We start from the raw sequence: 21,959 nt of genomic DNA on the forward strand, positions 1-21,959 counted from the left end.
ATATACAGCGACGCGCTAGCGGATCCCCGCTCGGCGTAATGCTGACGTGGTAAAATCTCTCTCGTTTAAATCGGCATCAAAATTATACATTTTTTCATTATTGTCTAAACCTAATGCTAAATAACGTCGAGAATTTAAATCATGATAAACATCGAGCGTCGACCAATGCGTAGGCACTTCGTAATAATTTAAACCATAGGAAAAATTCACACGATACAACTCATTTCTACTATCGAAAGCATCAGCTACGTGAATTTGCCAACTGTCTTCGTCAATAAAAAAGACTCGCTTGTGATAAATATGGCTTGTACCGTCTTTTAAATTAGCTTCAACCACCCACACTCGATGCTTCTCATAACGAGTTAATTCAGGATTAATATGCCCCTTATGCAGAATATCGTCATAATTGATCCCTTTAGCGTGCAACTTATAACTGTTGTATGGGATATACAGCTCTTGTTTGCCTTTTAAAGTCCAATTGTAGCGATCAGGTGAACCATTAAATAGATCAAAATCATCTGTCGTTCGTAAGCCATCCGACGCTGTGCCTGGGGCATCAAATGCCACATTAGGCGCTTTGCGCACTCGGCGTTGTCCTGTGTTATATGTCCATGCATTGCGCGGCGTTTTTATCTGGTCCATGGTTTCATGAACTAATAAAGCGGTACCTTTCAGTCTAGCCGGTGCAGTAACACTCTGACTGAACTTAAACAATATATTTGATTGCTCTAACTCAGCTGGAGTGGCATCACGCATCGAATAAAGAAATAGCATTTTTTCATCAAAGCCGATAAAGGTGTAATCACCACCAGCGGTAGGCATAGCTTGACCACCGTTACGCTCGGCAACTTCACCTCTAAAACGTAATGTATGGTTCCAAATGACTTCTAATCCGTTTTTAGGTATTGGAAAAGGAATGCCCACTGCGGTGCCCTTAATACCGTTGCCGCCTTGGACTAATTCTGCTTGAGTGGCATTGGCTTTAGTCGCATCATACACAAACTGCGGGTACGCGGCGGTTCTACGCGTTTGATAGACAGGCATTTTAAAAGTATCAGGGTAGGCTTTAAATAAAGCTTTTTGCCCTTCACTTAGATTAGCCGCATAGGTTTGATAATTGCTTGCGTCAATCACAAACAATGGCTTGTCCGAACTAAAAGGATCTGGGTGATGATCACCTTTGTTATAGCCAACAACAGGTTTATTTAAACCGCCATTCCAAGCTGGAATACTGCCATCTGCGTTGCCCGCTTTTTCAGCCCCGATTGGCGTTAAATCTTGACCTAATCGTTTAACCTGTTCAGCCGTGATTTTTGCGTAACTCGCTCCAGCAAAACCAATTAAAAATAGGCTGGTAGCAATAATAGATAATTTATTTTTCATAAAATTTTGCGCCTATTAAATTGAATATTTAATACTGAAAGAAACATAGTCGCGATCAGCAAAGTTATTAGTTGTACCTACGCCACCCCAGAATGCGTTGTATGATAAATCGGCGGTAATTTTGTTTTGATATTCAGCACTTACACCAAAGCTGGCGGACTTTCTATCTTCAACAAATAAGAACATGGGATCTGGCGTTATTCCTTTAACATCGTGTGAAAAAATAACCCGAGGTGAAACATTAAACATACCAGCTACGTTATTGTAGGTTAATTTACCAACCATTCGATAACCCCAAGCCGATTCGGTTGGGAATGGATTCGTTTCCTCACCACCGGCTAAATCAGCCCGTAAACCTTGTTTAAAATCATCAACCCCTATTCGGCTGGTACCCGGACCATTCAAATGAATATCGAGCGTATCAGGAAAATCATCTATCATGACGTAACCCGCTTCGCCTAACAACGCTAAAGAATCAGCACCTAAGGTCGGGCCAAATAAATGCGTTACTGTGGCTTGTATCTGGGTTGTATCAAATAACAAATAGCCACGCGCTATATCACCAGGCTGTGTACCTTCTATTTGCGAAATGCCAGCCAAAGATTCAGCCCCAGGTAATCCAGCATTAGCTAACTGTTCTGGCATACCCGCATACAATAACTCGACATCATCTATTTGTAAGGGTTCGTCTTGGCGATAAGCAATTTCACCTGCTAACGCAGTTTCACCAATACTGGTATTAAAACTAAAACCATAAAGCTTTATATCTTCTGGGTATTCTAAAATCGCTTGGGTAAATACATCGAGTTCATGCAACGCATCCGCTTTAACGCCTTTTGTTAAAACAGTTTGCACATCTTCAGTAATACTTTGTGAACCAAAATTAGACGCTCGGCCAGAAATAAGTGGTCGACGGCTATGGTAATTCATATGATAAAAACTAAATTCCGTATCATTTAGATCTTCAGAATAAATAGACAGTTTTAAACCATATTGACCACCATCATCTGGCTCAACATCTGTATTATTTCCGACAACTGCAACACTGCGTGCTAGGCCTATTAACGCACTTGGTAAACTTTGTGGAGCCACCTGCGCCAAACCATTAATGACAGAAGCCACATAAGCCGCATTCATATCAGGGTTTTGGGTAAAGCCTAACTGCACATTATTTTGATAACCGCCATCCCCTGCAAAATCATTAGTTGAAAAATAGCTCCCAGGTGCCGGTAAAATAGTTTTTTTCCATTCATATTGATAAAAGAAATCAAGCGAAACTGAATCTGTTAAGCCAAGTGATGCCCATAGCATACCAACCGGAATAAAGGCTTCTTTAAGTTCAGCGCCTGGCGCTTTTAAGCGAGCAATATCAACTGGGTTAATTGAGTTGATGCCATGAGAAATGAGTGTGCTTTCCCCCCAACTGACTACCTGATCACCTAAGCGAACAGAAACAGGAATATCATCACCTATCGTAAAGTCCGCATAGACAAATGCATCTAACAAACGAAAATCTTGACATACTTGCTCTTTCGCTTCGGGATCTGCACAAATATCATAAGTTGTACCGGTTAATGGATTAGACCAAGCTTTTTTACCTTGAGCCGCATCGTCATAAAAATACATGAAACGCGTGAAAAAACCGAAATCGCCAGCGTTAATGTCTAACTCATGGGTGCCTTTAAATAAGGTAGAAAAAGCGTCTCCGGGATCGTGATTTAGATTACCTAAATCACCATTGGCTGAAAAAGCCCCCGCTTGCGGCCAAATATCACGATTAGTATAAATGGGGTTACTTAGGCTATACCCTTGCCAATTAAAACGAGGATGATTGTTTTTACCGATTAAATCAAAGTCTCTATCTTCCACACGATAACTGGTGCCAAAACTGAAAGTAGAGTCAAAATTAACCGTAACATCACCTAGCTCAAATTCGACAGCGTGAACTTGGCTACTTAACGCTAAAGTTACGGCACTTGCTAATAAACTGACTTTGCAAGCATTTAAGGCTTGAGTCGCTTTACGCTTCATAAAAAGTATCCCCCATTTGTTATCTGTCGGGCACAGTAACAAGGTGTTATTGGTATTAATCTTTGATAGGACTCATCACAACATCTTAACATTTTCATCAGGTCTTACCAGTGGTAAATTACCTATAATTCAATAGTCTGGCTGCTTTTTACAGAATTTCCAGCCATTTTTGTAATGTATTTGTTACGAGATTAAATAAAGTGCCAATCTAACCACTTATTTTGATAAGTATTTCACAACTTTTATTTTTTAATTCGTTTCGGGCGAAAGTAATCGATATTTTGATAAAAGCCCAGTGACTCATTGTCCTGATACCAGCTAGGTATGCCTAAAAACGGCATTGGCGATAAGTTTTGATTATCTTCCAATTGTTTTCTCGATAAGATTTGTTCAACTAAAAGTTGATCAATAATCGGGATTTGAACCTTTAATTCCTGTTGGAAAAAGTCATTCTCGACTTGAATAAAAAAAGCTTTACCCGTAAGGCCTAAATATGGCTCTAAAGCCATTTCGTAATTAGCATGGCCAAACATAAACGGGCGGATGCTTGTATCCCAATCAGCACGTTGTTGCCAAAAACAGGTTGTCCATTGGTGCTCACGCAATTTAAGCGCCCAATCAAGATCTGAAATGGCAAACACAATGCCACATTCATCAAATAGCGTTAAGGCATCTCGCCGTTTGGTTCTTTTTTTTAAGCCTTGTGCTTGTATATCGGCGTAATGGAGCTGATTTAACAAACGTTTAGTTTGCGGAAACAACAACCAAATACACGCATTAAACAGATCATGCCAATTGTTCAGGCGGGTAGGAATAATTTTACGTTGATTAATCACTTCCTCATAGTATTGCCCCTGCCAGTCAAAATTTTCCGTTTGCGGCACAAAGGTTAACCCTAATTGTTTAAATTGCGAGAAGTTAGCCGCGAGTGAATTTAATGTATCAGCGCTGGGAATAGCCGAATACTGGTGTATACCAATAAGGTTACGGATATCAGCATATAAACCATGCTCAACCAGTGCTGAATGTAATATATTGATTTGATTCAACTTGTTTTATAACTTACAACTTATTTACCTGCATTGTCGGCCAATTCAGGCGAAATTTCATCGTTTAAATTAAGATTTTCTATTGTATTGAAACGGCCGGATATTTTCTGAGCTGAGGTATGAATTTGTTTAACATCGTTAGCCGCTTGATCAATATGTCGAGCTAATTGGTCGAATCGTTTACCAAAGCGATTAAAATCATCACTAAGCAAGGTTAAATGTTGCTGAATAATATGAACTTGCTCGCGAGTCGCTTCATCCTTTAACACCGCTTTGGCTGTAGTCAAAACGGCCATTAATGTAGTTGGTGATGTTAACCATATTTTTTGTTGCCAGGCTAATTCAACCAGATCATTATGGTGGGCATGTATTTCGGCAAATATTGCTTCTGCAGGTAAAAATAAAATAGCGCTATCTGCGGTTTCATGGCGGATAATGTATTTAGTTGCAATGTCTGTGATATGTTTTTTCACATCTTGTTTAAATTGTTTAATTGCAGCATTGCGATCAGCGTTTGCTAGCTGTAAATCAGTCATCCTTTGATATGATTCCAACGGAAATTTTGAATCGATAACAATACGCCCTGTCGGTTGAGGCAGTTCAAGAATGGCATCAGCAATTTTATCATTACTCAATTTAGCTTGTTTGCTGAATTGATTAGGTGCTAGGGTATTTTCTAACAAAGCGTATAGCTGCACTTCGCCAAAGGCACCACGAGAACGTTTGTCAGCCAAAATTGTCTGCAAACTCGTTACATTGGTCGATAGCTCACTGATTTGCTTTTGTGCTTCATCAATTAATGCTAAACGTTGCATAATCCGATTAAAGGTTTCGATACTTTTCGCAAAACCTTCATTTAATTTTTCATTCACTCTGTCGCTGATCTTATCTAACCTTTGTTCTGTATTTTGAGTGAGGTTATCAATACGCTTACCGACAACGTCAGCATGCCACTTTAACGCTTGAGTTTGCTCTTGACGCTGTTGCGCTGCAACGCTCTGACTATTTTCAGCTATGTTTTTAAAGCCGTTTAATATTGAATTATTTAGCTGGTGAGATAAATTATTAAAATGACTTTGTTGGCTTTGCGAAGATTCGTATTGCTGGTTCAGCAAAGATTGCCTTAGATCAGCATTTTCTTTGATGATGATATTCTGCATTTGTGTAACAACGTCTTCACGTTTTGCAAAGTATATTTTTACCAAGCCGATGCAAGTTAATACATTTAGTAAAAGACTAGAAAACAATAAATAATGCGTTAATTCAAAAGCTTGAAGCTGTGCGTACATAAGGCTAGATACAAAAAAGACGTCAACAGACGCCTTTATAACAAATAACTGTAATTATTAACAGTACTCTTTACTTATCTAAAGCACCATCAAGCTCAGCAATTTTGGCTTGCCAAATCGCAGGGCCCGTTTCATGTACATTATTGCCGGTCGAATCAACCGCAACCGTTACTGGCATATCTTCTACTTCAAACTCATATATCGCTTCCATACCTAAGTCTTCAAAAGCCACGACTTTTGATTTCTTAATGGCTTTAGCAACCAAATACGCCGCGCCGCCAACTGCCATTAGATATACCGCTTTATGTTTACTGATACTTTCAACCGTTGCTGGTCCACGCTCGGCTTTACCTATCATGCCCATTAAGCCAGCATCACCTAGCATCATTTCTGAAAACTTATCCATACGTGTTGACGTAGTTGGACCTGCTGGTCCCACGACCTCGTCACCTACAGCATCCACAGGCCCTACGTAATATATAAAGCGATTATTAAAATCTACGCCATTTGGTAACGCTTCACCGCGTTCTAAATATTCTTTAATACGTTTATGAGCAGCGTCTCGACCTGTTAATATTTTTCCAGATAATAAAATAGTGTCGCCCGCTTTCCATTGCTGGGTTTCTTCTTTAGTAATGTCATCAACATTAACACGACGCGTATTTTCACCCACTTCAAAAGTCACTTCTGGCCACTCTTCTAACTTAGGTGGCTTAAGCTCTGCTGGGCCTGAACCGTCTAAATGAAAATGGACATGGCGAGTCGCTGCACAGTTAGGGATCATCACAACTGGCTTTGATGCCGCATGAGTTGGTGCTGTATTAATTTTAATATCAACAACAGTGGTTAGACCACCTAAACCTTGGGCACCAATACCTAGTTTATTAACACGTTCAAAAATTTCTAAACGTAATTCTTCTTCAGCATTTTGCGGACCACGATCTATCAACTCTTGAATATCAACAGGGTCCATTAAGCTTTCTTTGGCAAGTACCGCGGCTTTTTCTGCCGTTCCACCAATACCTATACCTAGCATACCAGGAGGACACCAACCTGCCCCCATTGACGGCAATGTTTTTACCACCCAATCAGCAATTGAATCACTCGGGTTTAACATAGCCATTTTGGTTTTATTTTCAGAGCCGCCACCTTTGGCCGCTATCATAACTTCAATTTCATTACCTTCTACCATGTCGATATGAACAACAGAAGGTGTATTGTCTTTAGTATTTTTTCGCGTACCTGCAGGATCAGCGACAATCGACGCTCGCAAAGGGTTATCTGGGTTTGTGTAAGCTTGTCGAGTCCCTTCATCAACCATTTGCTGAATGGTCATGTCGGTTTTATCCCATTGAACACCCATACCGACTTTAACAAAGCAAGTTACAATGCCAGTATCCTGACATAAAGGACGACGTCCCTCTGCCGACATACGCGAATTAATTAAAATTTGCGCCATGGCGTCTTTAGCCGCTTTGTTTTGTTCTTTTTGATAAGCTTTATCAATAGCTTGAACAAAGTCTAAGGGATGGTAATAAGAGATAAATTGTAATGCATCGGCGATGCTTTCAATAAAATCTTGTTGGCGGATCACTGACATGATGTAAAGGCCTCGTTATATTGTCTCAATAGAGCTGGCGCAACTCATTATTCATAATTCAAGAATCATATAGCTACGCGTTGTAAAGCTCCCTTTTGGTTGTGGTGTATGATAACCTTGAACTGTCTTTCCTGCCAGTCACCTAGCAGTGCACATTAAATATCAACGAGTCAATTAATTAGCTAAATGAGTGATTTTTCCGATTCACGTTTTATAACAAAACTAGATTTACCGCATAGACCAAAATCCGTTTTTGCAGCAATTAGCCAAGAACATGGAGCCATTTTTCTCGATTCTGGTAACTCAAGTCATCAAAACAGCCATTACGATATTATTTTATGCTCGCCGACATTTGAGTTAGTGTATGAAAATGCTTGTACAAAAATAACCGATAATCACAGCGGAAATAGCGAATATAAATCTGGCGATCCCATTAAAATCGCTGAAACTATTTGGCAAAACAATAAACCGCAACAATTAGCCCCTAAAACCTTTCCATTTTGCGGTGGTCTTGTTGGCTGGTTTAGCTATGATTTAGGCCGTACAATCGAAAAGCTACCCGAAATAGCCGATGTAGGTTTTGACTGTCCCGAACTATGCGTAGGTATATATGACTGGGCACTGGTATTTGATAATAAAACTCAACTTTGGTACTTACTCGATTACCAGCCAAAACTAGATCGCTTAAATAAGCTTTTAACGAAAATAGACAACTCGGCTGTACAACCTACATTTTCATTAACGTCAGCATGGGCTGCTAATATGACGTTCGATGAATATAGAACAAAATTCAACCGCGTGAAGCATTACCTACAAAGTGGTGACTGCTATCAAATTAACCTTGCGCAACGGTTTGAAGCGCATTATCAAGGGTCTTTGTGGCAAGCTTACACTCAGTTAACAGCAGTCAATCAAGCCCCTTTTTCGGCCTTTATTCAAAGTAAAAACAATACCATTTTATGCTTATCGCCAGAGCGCTTTATTCAATTGCAGCAAAATAAAATAGAAACAAAACCGATTAAAGGCACGATAGCTCGTGGGAAAACGCAATTGGAAGACGAAAAACAAGCTGAGATACTGGCAAGTTCATCGAAGGACCGAGCTGAAAACTTAATGATTGTCGATCTATTGCGCAACGATATAAGCAAAGTCGCGAAGCCCAAAAGTGTTGATGTGCCTAGCCTATTTGCAATTGAAAGTTTTCCAGCTGTCCATCACCTAGTTAGCACGGTTGTTGGTGAGCTAGCAGAAGATAAATCGCCATTTGATTTACTCAGAGGCGCTTTTCCAGGTGGTTCAATAACCGGAGCGCCTAAAATTAGAGCCATGGAGATTATTGAAGAACTAGAACCCCATCGACGCCATATTTATTGTGGCAGTATCGGTTATATTGACTGGCAAAATAAAATGGATACCAATATTTGTATCCGCACTTTAGTCGCCTCTAAAGACAAACTATATTGTTGGGCTGGGGGGGGGCTCGTCATGGATTCGGAGCTAGAAAGTGAATATCAAGAAACCTTTCATAAGGTCGCCAAAATCTTACCTGTATTGCAACCCGACACTGTCTAAAATAGCGAACAGATTAAAATCCAATATTGTGCTTAGCCAAACTACAGGCCAGCGTTTTGATTTTGCAAAACATCAACTCAAGCAATCGGCAGTATCGGTTTTGATTGAACTTGCTCACAATAAGCAAGCCAATGTTATTTTAACCCAAAGACAACATTCACTGCGCAGTCATCCTGGTCAATTTAGTTTCCCTGGTGGTAAATTCGATGAATTAGTTGACCAGTCTCTGGCGCAAACTGCATCAAGAGAAACAAAAGAAGAAATAGGCTTAGAGGTAACCCCAGAAACCGCAATAAAAATAAATACGTTTTATACGTTGAGCGGCTATAAAATAGAACCTTACGTCAATTTTATTACCCCACCTTATCAAACAAAAATTAATACTGACGAAGTTCATCAAATTATCAAAGTGCCGTTAGCATACCTTTGCCAACCATGGCAGTTCACCAAGATAAGAATCAAAAAGAATAATGCACGCTTAACCGTATATGCTTTTAGTTATCAAGGTGCGTTAGTGTGGGGAGCAACAGCGGGAATTTTGGTTGATTTAGCCAGTCGGTTATCAAATAACCCAACTGGCTTTATTCAAGCTATACCTGAATTTTAACTACCTAACAGGCAATTTTAAATCGGCAAACATAGCATCAATATCGTCGGCATTTTTCAACATGATGGCTTTTTCAACGACATCTTTCGTTAGATGTGGTGCAAAGCGCTCAATGAAGTCATACATGTACTGACGTAAGAAGGTTCCTTTACGGAAACCAATTTTTGTTGTGCTCGGCTTAAATAAGTGACTAGCATCAATCGCAACTAAGTCCTTATCAGACATTTCATCAATAGCCATGGTCGCGATAACCCCGACCCCAACACCTAATCTAACGTATGTTTTAATAACATCAGCGTCAGTTGCGGTAAATACGATTTTCGGATCTAACCCAGCATCACTAAACGCCTGATCTAATTCCGAGCGTCCAGTAAAGCCAAAGACATATGTCACCATTGGATATTTTGCAACATCACTTAGCGAAACGTCACGTAATTTAGCTAACGGGTGATCTTTACTTACAACGATAGAACGATTCCAATGGTAACATGGCAACATAACTAAATCGTTGTACAAGTGCAGAGCTTCGGTTGCGATGGCAAAATCGGCCTCACCTTTTGCTGCAGCATCACTGATTTGCGCTGGCGTACCTTGATGCATATGTAAAGAAACTTTCGGGTATTTCCCCATAAAACCTTTAATAACGTCTGGCAACGCATAACGGGCTTGAGTATGGGTTGTCGCGATATTCAGTTTACCTTGATCAGGCAATGTATGCTCGCGTGCAACTGATTTTATACTTTCAACCTTAGATAAGATTTCTTGTGCAATATTAATAATATCGCCGCCTGCTGGCGTTACATGAGTTAAGTGTTTACCACTACGGCCAAATATTTGTACACCTAGCTCGTCTTCTAACATACGTACTTGCTTACTGATACCTGGCTGAGATGTATATAGGCTTTCAGCTGTTGCAGACACGTTTAAATTGTGATTTAACACCTCGACAATATAACGTAATTGTTGAAGTTTCATATCCTCACCTTTCCGTTTAGGCTAATGTTCATGTGACCCATTTCAATTAAATAGGCCTATCTGAACACATATTCTAAATATCTATAGTTGTATTCGCTTTTATTACTATAAAATAAACTAACGCTATAGTCATGGAATAATTGATAAATTTTTGTTATTAACAACAAATTAGTCAATTTAAATCATTTTTTACGGCTTTTATTCTGTCCTAACTGAAAAATACAGAATAAAAAGCCTAATTTGGAGAATAACAATATGGGAACTGGCTCTATCGATTTTTCAACTGTATTAGCGTCAGCCGTTCACGATATGAAAAATTCATTGTGTATGCTGATCCAGTCAATCGACAAATTAAGTCACAAAATGTCTAATCAATCGAATGAAGATGCAGAAGAATTAGCCCGTTTACATTATGAAGCCTCGCGCCTAAATACCAACTTATTACAACTACTCACTCTGTATCGAGCTGAAAAAAATCAGATGCCTCTTAATGTTGAAGAGCATTATTTAGACGATGTGTTTGATGAAATATTAGCTAAAAACGAACTGTATATCGAAAAAAATAAATTAGAAGTCAGTATCAATGTAGATAATGAACTGTGTTGGCATTTTGATATAGATATGATCAGCAGTTTGCTTAATGATATATTTATCAATGCCTTACGATATAGCGCAGGATTTATCTGTATGTCTGCCGATATCATTGATAATGAACTTATCATTACGGTCGAAGATAACGGTGAAGGCTACCCAGAGCGCATGCTAGCCATACAAAATAGTGAGATGCATGATTTAGATTTAAACGCAGGCAGAACAGGCTTAGGACTTTATTTTGCCCGTTTAATAGCCGCAGCACATACCAATATCGATAAACAAGGCAGTATAGAATTGACAAATGGCGGCAAGCTAGGTGGCAGTGTATTTAAATTGAGACTACCCTAAGAATATATTTTTAGGTAATATCAACAAGATAACGCTTTAAAAAGCAAACGCCTGAGTCAAAAAGCAGGGATTGGCAAAATTGTCAGTTAATAATAAAGAGTATCAAGTATGATTTTCCAAATAGTGATTGGATTAGTAGTCGCATTAGTTGTACTAGCTGTGATTATGAATGCAATCCAACAGCACAAGACAAAAGTCGAAGCTGATAAAAGGGTTGAACTGGCAAAATATAAAGCAGTTATTGAAGACACAGAAGAACTTTTAATGAGCGCAGGAACTATCCCTGTCAGCCCCCAACTGATTTTAATCATGCATCAACGCGTTTTAGATGCATTAAAAGCCATGGCTGAAGTTAACCCTGAATCTAAGGAAATCAATCAACGCCTGCGTGACGCCCAAGAAAGAGTCAAAAACTTCAACCCTACTGAAGCTCAAAAAGAAGAAGACTTTGTGATCCCCGATGAAGATAGAGTCATCATCACTATGATCAAGGCGGTTAAAAAACTAAGAGCATTATTAAGAACCGAGCATACTAAAGGCAAAGTCGACACACATTTATTTATGGTCGAAGATAAAAAATTAGAAGGCTTTCAATTACGAGTTAACGTGGAAAGCTTACTAAAACGTGGTAAAGCGGCTCAGAGCTCACATATGCTTGGTTCAGCCCGCCAATATTTTGAAAAAGCATTAAACACACTTGCTGGACAAGCTAACCGCACAGAATACGTTAATAGACGCCAAGCTGAACTTGAAACTATTTTAAGTGAGATTGCAGCTGAGCTGAAAAGTACAAACTTGGCGGATGCGAGACGTAAAGGTGAAAAGGATAAAGACGACTTGGACGTATTATTCCAACCCAAAAAGAAATGGTAATTATCTTAATCTGAGTTCAAGCCGTTTCAGATTTACCATTTATTTTTTGTTGCCACCTGGTTTTACCCAAAACGCGGGGTCTAAACGCTCAGAAAACCAGTTGATGCGCCAATCTAAATGTGCACCTGTTACCCTACCCGTGGCCCCTATCTCAGCAATTTTGTCGCCTTGTTTTACAACCTGCCCCTCTTTAACATCTAGCTTAGAAAGATGAATGAAAGTTGAAGTCAAGCCATAACCATGATCCAAAATAATGGTTCCACCTGAATAATACATGTCATTGTGCGCCAAACGAATAATACCAGCAGCAGGAGCGACAACTTCAGTACCTGTAGGAGCGGCGACATCTAATCCAAAATGCGGTCGTTTAGGGACATTATTGAATATACGCCGGCTACCGTACACGCCTGAAATACGCCCTTTACTAGGCCAAATAAAAGTTTGCTGATAGCCATTTAGATCGCTGTCTACTTTGCGCGCAGCACCAATTTGTTTATTGTCGCTGGCAATGCGTTTTATAACACTATCAGGTGGAGCGACATATTTACTGGCGACACCAGTAATTTTATCTTCTTTATAAGTGCGAGCTGCTAATGGAAAGTTATATAGCAATGCTTGACCATTTTTTAGTTTAAACTCGACTTGTTGCTGCAATTTAGCATCGCGCCCAAAGCCAAAAATGAACTGCCCTTTATCATCACATCTGCCTGTTTTGCTATTAAGTGTATATGATTCACAATCAGTCAAAGTACCTAAAACAAATCCTCCAGGCTGCAACGCTTGGCGAACAATAGTTAACTCACTAGCATACACAAATGAATTAAGCGAAACTAATGCAGCGATAGCAACTGACAATGGCTTGACTTTGTTAACTGAAAGCAATGGCACCTTTTGATACTCCCTCATAGGCGTGAACTTCGAATGTTTCTGTGGGGTATTTATTTTGCATTGTCTCCAACATAAACTCAGCAATACACTCAACTGTTGTATCTCTATCCATTATGTCGGTTATACGTTTACTGACCACAAGCTCAAAGTCACCTTGGCTGGCTGTATATGAAAAGCCGTAGTAGTCATCGCTCGACAAACCATGCTGTGCACAATAACGATGAGCTAATTCAAGATCGAGATCACTTTCACTGCCAATATAAATATCTTGCCAGCGCTTAGCCCAATATGTTTGATAATCTGTATTTTCGTTACCAGCCGATTTTACGATAATTTTTGAGCGGTGACCGTGAACAATTCGCTGGCAGTTACCTTCATGCTTTTTTAAACCATGGCTGTAATGATAAAAAGGCGAATCTATTTTTTCTGGCCTTAACGTGATAATCAAATCTTTCACATTACTGGGCATATCCAACATCAGTCGGCTTTTTATCACAGGTAACAAAGACTCGATAGTTATTTTATCAGTAGGAGCAAAACAATATGACGAAGCAGGAGCCGACACATATATATGCTCGCCATTATCTAATCTAAAACTAATCGCTTGACTGTCTAAATCATGATGATTGGCAATAAGCCCCGTCGATTCTTCAGGTATATGTAATTTATGATCAAATTCGTCATCGATTATGGTTTTGATTTGGCTTTTAACAAGACCAAAATCTAAAACCATGTTTTGTTCATTTAAATTACCGACCAAGATGACATCGACAATCCAACTCTCGCCAACTATCCCTCGTTGGCTATCTAAGTAAGAAAAGTCAATAACGGAAAGATCGTTAACAAATAAGTGCATTAAATTTTTCCAGCTATTTTACTTGCCAGCTAATGTCTTCATTAGCCTTGATAGGTACAACAACATCTTCGCCTAAAGCGTAAGATTGTGGAACCGTCCAAGGCTCCTTAACCAAAGTCACTGTATCGGTATTACGTGGTAAGTTATAAAAATCAGGACCATTGAAACTTGCAAATGCCTCTAGCTTATCTAATGCATTTTCTTGCTCAAACACTTCAGCATACAACTCCAACGCTGCGTGGGCTGTATATGACCCAGCACAACCACAAGCTGCTTCTTTTTTATGCTTCATGTGAGGTGCGGAATCCGTACCTAAAAAGAATTTAGCATTACCACTAGTTGCGGCTTCAACTAAAGCTTGCTGGTGCGTATTACGTTTTAAAATAGGTAAGCAATAAAAATGCGGTTTAATACCACCAACCAACATGTGATTGCGGTTATATAACAAATGATGAGCTGTAATTGTAGCCGCTACATTTTTGTTTTGCGCCAGAACAAAATCGACTGAATCCTTGGTTGTTATGTGCTCCAATACAATTTTCAATTCAGGAAAATCTGCAACTACAGGCGTAAGAACCGTCTCAAGAAACACTTTTTCACGGTCGAATATATCAATATCAGCACAAGTCACTTCACCATGAACTAACAACAACATGCCAGCTTCTTGCATGGCTTCTAGGACTGGGTAGATATTTTTTATATCCGTCACGCCTGAATCAGAGTTAGTTGTCGCACCAGCCGGATATAGTTTTGCAGCAACAATGTGTCCACTGGCTTTTGCTTGTTTAATATCGTCAACCGTCGTGTTATCTGTTAAATATAGAACCATTAACGGTTTAAACTGACTATCTTGTGGAATGTGACTGGTTATACGTTCACGGTAGGCTAATGCCAATTGCGTATTGGTTGCGGGTGGAACCAAATTTGGCATGATGATAGCTCGGCCTAAATAGCGAGCTGCGTGGCCAACGGTATCTTTTAGTTGCTCACCATCACGCAAATGAATATGCCAATCGTCAGGGCGAGTAATAGTTAATGAAGTCATGAGAATACAGGGTATGCAGCTAATAAATAATCGCACGATCCTAATTGCATGACTTCATTAAGTAAAGTAACAATTGGTGATTATAAATGTTAATTCGCTTGTTTAAGTGGTTGTTCAAGTAATACTAAATCTTGAGGAATTTCAAAACTAAAAGAACTACCTTTATTTTCGACACTGTCTATCATCAATTCACTGTGGTGGTGTTGAAGTACATGTTTGACAATAGACAAGCCTAAACCTGTCCCGCCAGAGGAACGGGCTCGCGCCTTGTCGACGCGATAAAAACGCTCAGTTAATCGAGCCAGATGATGCTCAGCAATACCTAATCCATTATCTTCTACTTTAAACAATGCATTACCTTGTTCAGTCAAAGACCAAGATACCGTAATTTCCCCTTCAGGCTGCGTATAATGAATTGCATTTTTAACAAGGTTAGTCATTGCACTGCGCATTTCATCTTCAATACCATAAATCATCAAGTCAGGCTGAATAACAAACTGGATACTATGATTTTTATGCGTATTAAGTTGAGTGGCTTCCGATTCAATAACAGCTAACATTTTTCTGACATCAATTACCTGATCAAACAGAGATTCAGAGTTTGCTTCTATGCGAGACAAGACAAGTAATTGACTAATCAAGCTCATCATACGCTCACTCTGCTCTAACATGGAATTAATTGACTTGGGATTAATTGGGATCTGCATATCGTAATCACGATACATTTCCAAATAGCCTTGGATCACTGTCAAAGGCGTTTTTAATTCATGTGATACATTAGCAATAAAGTCTTTGCGCATTTGATTTAAACGCGAAACCTGTGTGACATCACGAGCTAACAATAAATACTCATCATAAGTATAAGGAACAATACGAATCTCAATGACTAAATCGTGAGCGATAGGAGAAGGAATAATAATAGGTTCATCGAACTGTTTACTGGTATAGGCTTCAATAAAGTCAGGATGGCGCACTAAATTATCAATTCGAATATTGTTATCATCCGGCCAACGAATACCCAAAAGATGTGATGCCAATTGGTTGCACCAAGCAATTTGACCATTATTCCGCATTAAAACAATGCCATCGGGCAAAGCTTCAGCACCTTCGCGGAAACGTTTTAGAAAACGTCCTAACTCTTTACGGCGAGAACGGTTTTTTAATTGTAATTTATATATACCATCAAATATTTCGCCCCAACTGCCTTTACTTTGCGGCGGGTACAATGTTTTACGATGCCAAAGCCAGTTAAATAATCGAACAAAGTTATAATGGTGTGCCAGTAATAGACCAAGCACACCAAGAAACATAAAAAAGATAAAATTGTCGAAATAAAGGCTCAGCACAAATGATAAGCCAGTAACAAGACCTAAACTAAATACCAGCTTAAAATGTTGTGCGTTTTGATTCATATACTTAAAGTTTTGCTGATAAGCGGTAACCAGCGCCACGAACCGTTTGAATAAGTCGGTCGTGACCTTTTGGCGAAATGGCTTTACGTAAACGGCGAATATGCACATCAACCGTTCTATCTTCTACGTAAACATTTCGGCCCCAAACATTATCTAAAAGTTGTTCGCGGCTATATACTCGCTCTGGATGAGACATAAAAAAGTGCAGCAGTTTAAACTCTGTTGGCCCAATTTGGAACTCTGTTTCTTCTGCTGTCACTCGATGTGTTGACGGATCTAGCTTTAATCCTTGAATTTCTAAAGGCTCATCCGTACTCGTTGGTAATGAACGACGTAAAACTGCCTTAATACGCGCAACTAACTCTTTGGGGGAAAATGGCTTTGTTATATAGTCATCTGCCCCAACCTCTAAACCACGCACTTTGTCTTCTTCTTCACCTCGCGCTGTTAACATAATGATAGGAATATTGCGGGTGAATTCATCAGACTTGATATACTTTGCAACTTGAATACCACTACCACCTGGGATCATCCAATCAAGTAAGATTAAATCTGGGTAGGGTTCAGCAACTTTACTGATTGCTTCATGATAATCTTCAGCTTCGTCAATTTGGAAACCCTTATGCTCTAAAACAAAGGTAAGCATTTCTCTAATTGGCGCTTCATCTTCTACTATTAATATTCTTCTAGACATAACAATTTCATCACTAATTCAAAACGCCGACATTATCAGAAGATTTTGTGACAGTTATATTAAATTATTACACAGGATTGTCAGAGTTGAAATAATCGCTGTAACTCTTTCATTCCGTAGCCTCAATGCCTGTTTAATGTATTTTTAAAACATGACAATTATATGACAGGCGTAACATTAACTACATTTTTGCGACTAAAACTCTTAACGGGTAAAAATAAAAATCCACAAATTAGTCAGCTATTTTTGCTAATATAATGAAAAATTGTCATTTATTGTTTATAACTTTGTATAGACAGTAGCATTTAAACAGCTTAACTAGCCTATAGTCAAAGCGATCGAGTTTTAGGGAAAGCCGTCAAGCTTCAATACTCCATGAGCATACGTTCTACTATGTGATTGGGGCAAATAAGCGCTGACAAAGAACCTTAAAGCCCGAGCGAGAAGACTATATTTTTCATAAGACCCATACATGAAAAAAACCAGCGTATCTCGCAAACTTCTTTCACAAGTACTATCAGTATATTTCATTCTGACGTTCATCGTGACCGTTGGCCAAATTGCCGTCGAGTATTTTAATGCTAAAGAACACATTGAAGGTGAATTAAAAACCTTACAAAAAACCTTTAGTGGCAGTTTAACTCGCGCTATATGGGAGCTCAACTCGCAACAAGCGGTCACCATTGCTGAGGGGCTGTTGGCGATCCCTATGGTTGAAGGCATTATAGTGAGAGATGAAAACGGTCAAACTATTACTGAGCTCGGCAAGCAAATAAAATCGAGTGAAATTGAAATTCACTATGGTACTGAAGGCGCTAGCTTAGAAGAAAATAACTCTGGTTTGTTTGGCTATACCTTTCCATTGATATTTGAGTTTTCCGGCCGAGCAACCCAAGTGGGTGATGTCACTTTAATTTCTTCTAGTGATGTTATTATTAGCCGTATTGAAGTGGGTTTATATGTTTTAATCTTAAACGCGTTTATTAAAACAACATTTCTTCTGATGCTATTTTTGCGTTCATTCAGGCTCATGCTGAGTGAGCCATTAAGAACAATATCAGAACAAATTGAATCATTTGATATTGAACGTTTACAAAATTCAAAAATAGATTATGAGTACGAAGATGAAAATGAAATTAAAGTACTTACTGATGCCTATAATGATCTCATTGATAGGTTAGACATCTATAACAATAAACTTGATGCGGCTCAAAAAGAGTTGTTAGAAGCTAACCATAAATTAGACGAACAAAACCTACTACTTGAGCAAGAGGTCGCTAAAAAAACTGCAAACTTAAGTCACGCTTTACTCGATTTAGAAAATCAAAAGCAAGAGCTTGAGCAAAGTCGCAACGAATTACGTGATGAAATTGATATTCGCCGTCGAGCAGAAGAGCTGTTGATAAACAAACAGCGAGAACTTGAGCGCTCTTTACGAGAATTGAAACAGGCTCAGGGCCAACTAGTGGAGTCAGAAAAAATGGCTTCGCTCGGCGGCTTGGTAGCCGGTATAGCTCACGATGTTAATACACCGGTTGGTATTGCAGTGACAGCGAGTTCATTTTTAAATGAGCAAGTTGAAACGTTAAAACGACAGTTCAATGAAAAAACATTAAGCCCTAAACATTTGGACAAGTTTTTACTAGAAGCTCATGAAAGTAATCATTTAATTTCTAGTAACCTTAAACGCGCTTCTGATCTTATCAACAGCTTTAAACAAGTTGCAGTTGACCAAACGAGTAACGCCATTAGAACAATAGAGCTGAAAAGTTATATCTCGGACATTATTAAATCTTTGCAACCCAATTTAAAACAATCAAATCATACTTTTCATATTGAATGTCCTGAACATATTCATATGCGCTGCCCTGCTGGTGCTATTTCGCAAATATTTACCAACCTCATTATGAACTCTGTTATTCATGGCTTTGAGAATAAAGAGCAAGGTAAAGTCATGATTAAAATTGAAGAGCGAAGTGGTGGCATGTTGAAAATGGTATATGAAGACAATGGTAAAGGCGTGAGCAATGAAGTGCTTGCCCAATTATTTGATCCGTTTTTTACAACCCGCCGAGAATCCGGCGGCAGTGGTTTAGGTACGCATATTACTTACAACCTTGTTAAACAGACGCTAGGTGGCACGATAAAAGCCTATAGTGAATTGGGACAAGGCCTAAAGTTTGAAATTGAAATCCCCGTTAATACAAAAATAGATTAGCCCGATAATTAATATTTATTTAGAGGTCAATCTCAAAACAGATAGATGGTATTCGTTGCTTTAATTTGGTATAAAAATCATTGCTAAATTTATTTTTTAACAGGGAACGTCACGTATTACTGGTATTGAACTGACTTTCTGCCATAATTTTAATCACCTAGAGTAGGTAAGTACAAACCTTTACAGTGTCCTTACCTAGACTGTCGCCTAACTTAATTAATACGATAAAACATGAAAAAGGTACTCGTTGTAGAAGACTCCCGCGCGTTTTCACAAATTATTAGCGCGCTTTTACAACAAAGGCTCAATATTGAATCTGATATTGCTGAAACTACTGATGACGCATTAGACTTACTTAATGCCAATCCGCATCAGTACATGGCAATAACGACTGATCTGCATTTACCTGGTTCGGAAAATGGTGAAATTATTTTTCATTTAGAGCCTTATCAAATCCCTATTATTGTTTTAACAGGTAACTTAACGGATTCAATGCGTGAAACCGTATTACGTAATGAAAGCGTTTGTGATTACCTAATAAAATCAACTCCAGGTGCATTTGAGAATGTAGTATCCCTTATTCATCGTTTACAAAAAAATCCAAAGCTAACCGCATTAATTGTTGACGACTCAAAGCCAATCGCTCAGCTTTTAACAAAGGTACTAAAAGCTCAAAAACTGCATGTTTTAACTGCCGACAATGCTGAACAAGCGTTAAAAATGGCTAAAGAATATCGTATACACTTAGTGTTGACCGACGGTGAACTAGGTGGCATGGATGGCATTACCCTCACCCATGAGCTAAGAAGGCAATTTAACCAAAGGCAAATGGTTATAATTGGAATTTCAGGTGTCTATAGCCGTGATAAATCCATTCGTTTTCTGAAAGCAGGGGCTAATGACTTTCTAACTAAGCCTATTGTTATTGAGGAACTCGTGGCGCGTATTAATCAAAATTTAGACGCCATGGATTACTCCTCTGAACTTCAAGAAATAACCGAGCATCAACAGTATATATTGCGAATGGCGGCGCATGATATTAGAAACCCATTAGCAAACATTTACTCATTAAGCCAAATGTTAATGCTAAGCACGCCAGAAAACGACGCTCGTCACTGTCATATAAAATTAATTAACCAAAGTACAGATAACTTAATCAAGTTATTAACCAAGTTAACTGAATTTTCTCATATAAACGGAACTGATCTAGCGCAAAGCGCAACTTTACAACCGAGCCATTTATTATTAAAAGCGCGTTTAGAAGAGTTTAATTCTATTAGTCAAGCGAAAGGAATTCACTTTGAATTGCAAGCCGGAGAAGAGGTTCAGGTCAAGTGTGATGCCGAATTTATAATTCAAGTGGTCAGTAATTTTGTAACAAATGCCTTTAAATTTTCATTACCGGGTACATTAGTTAAGCTCACAGCAAAAGTAAAAGGCAATCAGTGGTTGGTTAGCGTAGAAGATCAAGGCCCAGGTATCAGCATTGCGCAACAAAAATTATTATTTAAGCCCTTTGCTAAACTGGAAAATAAACCCACCGGTGGTGAACAATCTACAGGGTTAGGGTTAGCGATTTGCAAAAAGTTAATTGAAGCTCACGATGGTGAAATAGGTTATCAAAAACTGGATAAAGGCAGTCAATTTTACTTTAGTTTACCTCTAGCCTCTCAAGCTCAGATTGATGCCGAATACAGTTAACGTTACCGACCACAATAATATAGTCTTCTCGCTCAGGTCTTATGGTTCATTGTCATCGCTTACTCTCGACTTTGGCTCCTACGTCGTTCTAACACCTAAATCCATTTAGGCGACCCCAATCACATAATAGAGCATATGCTCATGGGGGTTCGAAGCTTGCCTGCATGGATGCAGGTAAGGGGCGTGAGCAGGATGCGGAAGCTGCCCCTAAAACCTGATCGCTTTGACTATAGATTGCAGGATTAACCAATTAAACCAACATGGGCTCAGCCACACGATTTGCTTTTTCTTTTCCTAGTATTTTTTCGATAATGGCTAACGTAAATTCTATCGCTGTGCCTGGTGCTCGGCTCGTAATGACATTACCGTCAATAACAACTCGCTGAGTCATTTTTTCCTTACATACTAACTGCGCCATAAACGCGGGATGACACGTTGCCTGTTTATTCGTTAGGATTGACGTTTTTCCTAATACGACAGCAGGAGCCGCACAAATAGCTGCGATAATTTTTTGCTCTAAGGCGTGTCGTTCTAACATTTTTAAAACTTTACTATTGCTTGCGATAATTTCAGCTCCAGGCATGCCTCCCGGTACGACAATAACGTCAAACAAACAATCTTGAGGTAACTCATTAATATGAGCATCAGGAACAATTTTAACCCCACGGCTACATTCTATAGCCTTTGTCACATGAGTTTGTTCCACACTGGCTAAAGTAACTTGAACAGAAGCTCTAACCAAGGTATCAACAATGGCAACAGTTTCTATTTCTTCACTACCCGTAGCAATCAAAACTAATGCAGTTTTAGTTGTCATTTAATTT

Annotated in this window: 18 protein-coding genes; 6 read left to right on the top strand and 12 right to left on the bottom strand. The window is 39.0% G+C overall.

Annotation, left to right across the window (positions count from 1 at the left end; translation table 11 throughout):
- Window positions 1-15: 15 nt before the first annotated feature.
- The 5 genes from C2869_RS15005 to C2869_RS15025 all read right to left on the bottom strand — a co-directional run bounded on the left by C2869_RS15005 (window position 16) and on the right by C2869_RS15025 (window position 7,352).
- On the bottom strand, window positions 16-1,383 hold the full coding sequence (locus C2869_RS15005) for a DUF1329 domain-containing protein (RefSeq protein WP_108603733.1): 1,368 nt from the start codon (window positions 1,381-1,383) through the stop codon (window positions 16-18).
- Between the two features lie 15 nt (window positions 1,384-1,398).
- Complete coding sequence (locus C2869_RS15010) at window positions 1,399-3,414, bottom strand: DUF1302 domain-containing protein (RefSeq protein WP_108603735.1); 2,016 nt, start codon at window positions 3,412-3,414, stop codon at window positions 1,399-1,401.
- A gap of 242 nt (window positions 3,415-3,656) precedes the next feature.
- Window positions 3,657-4,463, bottom strand: a complete 807-nt coding sequence (locus C2869_RS15015; protein ID WP_108603736.1) for a DUF3025 domain-containing protein — start codon at window positions 4,461-4,463, stop codon at window positions 3,657-3,659.
- A 20-nt stretch (window positions 4,464-4,483) separates the two neighbouring features.
- Window positions 4,484-5,752 (bottom strand): DNA recombination protein RmuC, encoded by a 1,269-nt coding sequence (locus C2869_RS15020; RefSeq protein WP_108603738.1) that lies wholly within the window; start codon window positions 5,750-5,752, stop codon window positions 4,484-4,486.
- Between the two features lie 70 nt (window positions 5,753-5,822).
- Window positions 5,823-7,352, bottom strand: coding sequence for a fumarate hydratase (locus tag C2869_RS15025; protein WP_108603739.1), 1,530 nt, complete (start codon window positions 7,350-7,352; stop codon window positions 5,823-5,825).
- A gap of 186 nt (window positions 7,353-7,538) precedes the next feature.
- Here C2869_RS15025 and pabB point away from each other — a divergent pair, with 186 nt between their 5' ends.
- Together pabB and C2869_RS15035 are read left to right on the top strand one after the other, a co-directional pair.
- On the top strand, window positions 7,539-8,924 hold the full coding sequence (pabB, locus tag C2869_RS15030; RefSeq protein ID WP_108603740.1) for an aminodeoxychorismate synthase component I: 1,386 nt from the start codon (window positions 7,539-7,541) through the stop codon (window positions 8,922-8,924).
- Window positions 8,925-8,952: 28 nt separating this feature from the next.
- Window positions 8,953-9,531, top strand: a complete 579-nt coding sequence (locus C2869_RS15035; RefSeq protein WP_159084193.1) for an NUDIX hydrolase — start codon at window positions 8,953-8,955, stop codon at window positions 9,529-9,531.
- Here C2869_RS15035 and cysB read toward each other — a convergent pair whose 3' ends face one another.
- Window positions 9,532-10,506, bottom strand: coding sequence for an HTH-type transcriptional regulator CysB (gene cysB, locus C2869_RS15040; RefSeq protein WP_108603742.1), 975 nt, complete (start codon window positions 10,504-10,506; stop codon window positions 9,532-9,534).
- A 255-nt stretch (window positions 10,507-10,761) separates the two neighbouring features.
- On the opposite strand from cysB, the gene C2869_RS15045 reads away from it, so the two are divergent.
- Both C2869_RS15045 and C2869_RS15050 read left to right on the top strand, forming a co-directional pair.
- Window positions 10,762-11,448, top strand: a complete 687-nt coding sequence (locus tag C2869_RS15045; RefSeq protein WP_199915573.1) for a sensor histidine kinase — start codon at window positions 10,762-10,764, stop codon at window positions 11,446-11,448.
- Window positions 11,449-11,556: 108 nt separating this feature from the next.
- The gene (locus C2869_RS15050; protein WP_108603744.1) at window positions 11,557-12,321 is read left to right on the top strand and encodes a hypothetical protein; all 765 of its coding nucleotides are present in this window, start codon (window positions 11,557-11,559) and stop codon (window positions 12,319-12,321) included.
- Window positions 12,322-12,360: 39 nt separating this feature from the next.
- Here the strand turns inward: C2869_RS15050 and C2869_RS15055 are convergent, their stop codons facing one another.
- The 5 genes from C2869_RS15055 to phoB form a co-directional block, all read right to left on the bottom strand.
- Window positions 12,361-13,209: a M23 family metallopeptidase gene (locus C2869_RS15055; RefSeq protein ID WP_228710679.1), complete on the bottom strand. Its 849-nt coding sequence runs from the start codon at window positions 13,207-13,209 to the stop codon at window positions 12,361-12,363.
- Window positions 13,190-14,065 carry a 6-carboxytetrahydropterin synthase gene (locus C2869_RS15060; RefSeq protein ID WP_108603746.1) on the bottom strand — a complete coding sequence of 292 codons (876 nt, stop codon included), beginning with the start codon at window positions 14,063-14,065 and terminating at the stop codon, window positions 13,190-13,192. The genes C2869_RS15055 and C2869_RS15060 overlap by 20 nt, the downstream gene beginning before the upstream one ends.
- A gap of 13 nt (window positions 14,066-14,078) precedes the next feature.
- On the bottom strand, window positions 14,079-15,110 hold the full coding sequence (gene pyrC / locus C2869_RS15065) for a dihydroorotase (protein WP_108603747.1): 1,032 nt from the start codon (window positions 15,108-15,110) through the stop codon (window positions 14,079-14,081).
- 89 nt (window positions 15,111-15,199) lie between these two features.
- Window positions 15,200-16,522 carry a phosphate regulon sensor histidine kinase PhoR gene (gene phoR / locus C2869_RS15070; RefSeq protein WP_108603748.1) on the bottom strand — a complete coding sequence of 441 codons (1,323 nt, stop codon included), beginning with the start codon at window positions 16,520-16,522 and terminating at the stop codon, window positions 15,200-15,202.
- 4 nt (window positions 16,523-16,526) lie between these two features.
- Window positions 16,527-17,216, bottom strand: coding sequence for a phosphate regulon transcriptional regulator PhoB (gene phoB / locus C2869_RS15075; RefSeq protein WP_108603749.1), 690 nt, complete (start codon window positions 17,214-17,216; stop codon window positions 16,527-16,529).
- A gap of 472 nt (window positions 17,217-17,688) precedes the next feature.
- Here phoB and C2869_RS15080 point away from each other — a divergent pair, with 472 nt between their 5' ends.
- Both C2869_RS15080 and C2869_RS15085 read left to right on the top strand, forming a co-directional pair.
- Window positions 17,689-19,434 carry a sensor histidine kinase gene (locus C2869_RS15080; RefSeq protein ID WP_108603750.1) on the top strand — a complete coding sequence of 582 codons (1,746 nt, stop codon included), beginning with the start codon at window positions 17,689-17,691 and terminating at the stop codon, window positions 19,432-19,434.
- A gap of 231 nt (window positions 19,435-19,665) precedes the next feature.
- Window positions 19,666-21,135 carry a hybrid sensor histidine kinase/response regulator gene (locus C2869_RS15085; protein ID WP_108603751.1) on the top strand — a complete coding sequence of 490 codons (1,470 nt, stop codon included), beginning with the start codon at window positions 19,666-19,668 and terminating at the stop codon, window positions 21,133-21,135.
- A gap of 250 nt (window positions 21,136-21,385) precedes the next feature.
- Here the strand turns inward: C2869_RS15085 and C2869_RS15090 are convergent, their stop codons facing one another.
- Window positions 21,386-21,952: a DJ-1 family glyoxalase III gene (locus C2869_RS15090; protein WP_108603752.1), complete on the bottom strand. Its 567-nt coding sequence runs from the start codon at window positions 21,950-21,952 to the stop codon at window positions 21,386-21,388.
- Between the last annotated feature and the right edge of the window lie 7 nt (window positions 21,953-21,959).

Origin of the sequence: Saccharobesus litoralis (assembly GCF_003063625.1) — a bacterium.
Taxonomy (GTDB): Bacteria; Pseudomonadota; Gammaproteobacteria; order Enterobacterales; family Alteromonadaceae; genus Saccharobesus; species Saccharobesus litoralis.

Excerpts from the sequence above, each read along its gene's own strand:
- C2869_RS15005 (WP_108603733.1), bottom strand. The coding sequence starts at position 1,383 with ATGAAAAATAAATTATCTATTATTGCTACCAGCCTATTTTTAATTGGT.
- C2869_RS15010 (WP_108603735.1), bottom strand. The coding sequence starts at position 3,414 with ATGAAGCGTAAAGCGACTCAAGCCTTAAATGCTTGCAAAGTCAGTTTA.
- C2869_RS15020 (WP_108603738.1), bottom strand. The coding sequence starts at position 5,752 with ATGTACGCACAGCTTCAAGCTTTTGAATTAACGCATTATTTATTGTTT.
- C2869_RS15025 (WP_108603739.1), bottom strand. The coding sequence starts at position 7,352 with ATGTCAGTGATCCGCCAACAAGATTTTATTGAAAGCATCGCCGATGCA.
- pabB (WP_108603740.1), top strand. The coding sequence starts at position 7,539 with ATGAGTGATTTTTCCGATTCACGTTTTATAACAAAACTAGATTTACCG.
- cysB (WP_108603742.1), bottom strand. The coding sequence starts at position 10,506 with ATGAAACTTCAACAATTACGTTATATTGTCGAGGTGTTAAATCACAAT.
- C2869_RS15045 (WP_199915573.1), top strand. The coding sequence starts at position 10,762 with ATGGGAACTGGCTCTATCGATTTTTCAACTGTATTAGCGTCAGCCGTT.
- C2869_RS15050 (WP_108603744.1), top strand. The coding sequence starts at position 11,557 with ATGATTTTCCAAATAGTGATTGGATTAGTAGTCGCATTAGTTGTACTA.
- C2869_RS15060 (WP_108603746.1), bottom strand. The coding sequence starts at position 14,065 with ATGCACTTATTTGTTAACGATCTTTCCGTTATTGACTTTTCTTACTTA.
- pyrC (WP_108603747.1), bottom strand. The coding sequence starts at position 15,110 with ATGACTTCATTAACTATTACTCGCCCTGACGATTGGCATATTCATTTG.
- phoR (WP_108603748.1), bottom strand. The coding sequence starts at position 16,522 with ATGAATCAAAACGCACAACATTTTAAGCTGGTATTTAGTTTAGGTCTT.
- phoB (WP_108603749.1), bottom strand. The coding sequence starts at position 17,216 with ATGTCTAGAAGAATATTAATAGTAGAAGATGAAGCGCCAATTAGAGAA.
- C2869_RS15080 (WP_108603750.1), top strand. The coding sequence starts at position 17,689 with ATGAAAAAAACCAGCGTATCTCGCAAACTTCTTTCACAAGTACTATCA.
- C2869_RS15085 (WP_108603751.1), top strand. The coding sequence starts at position 19,666 with ATGAAAAAGGTACTCGTTGTAGAAGACTCCCGCGCGTTTTCACAAATT.
- C2869_RS15090 (WP_108603752.1), bottom strand. The coding sequence starts at position 21,952 with ATGACAACTAAAACTGCATTAGTTTTGATTGCTACGGGTAGTGAAGAA.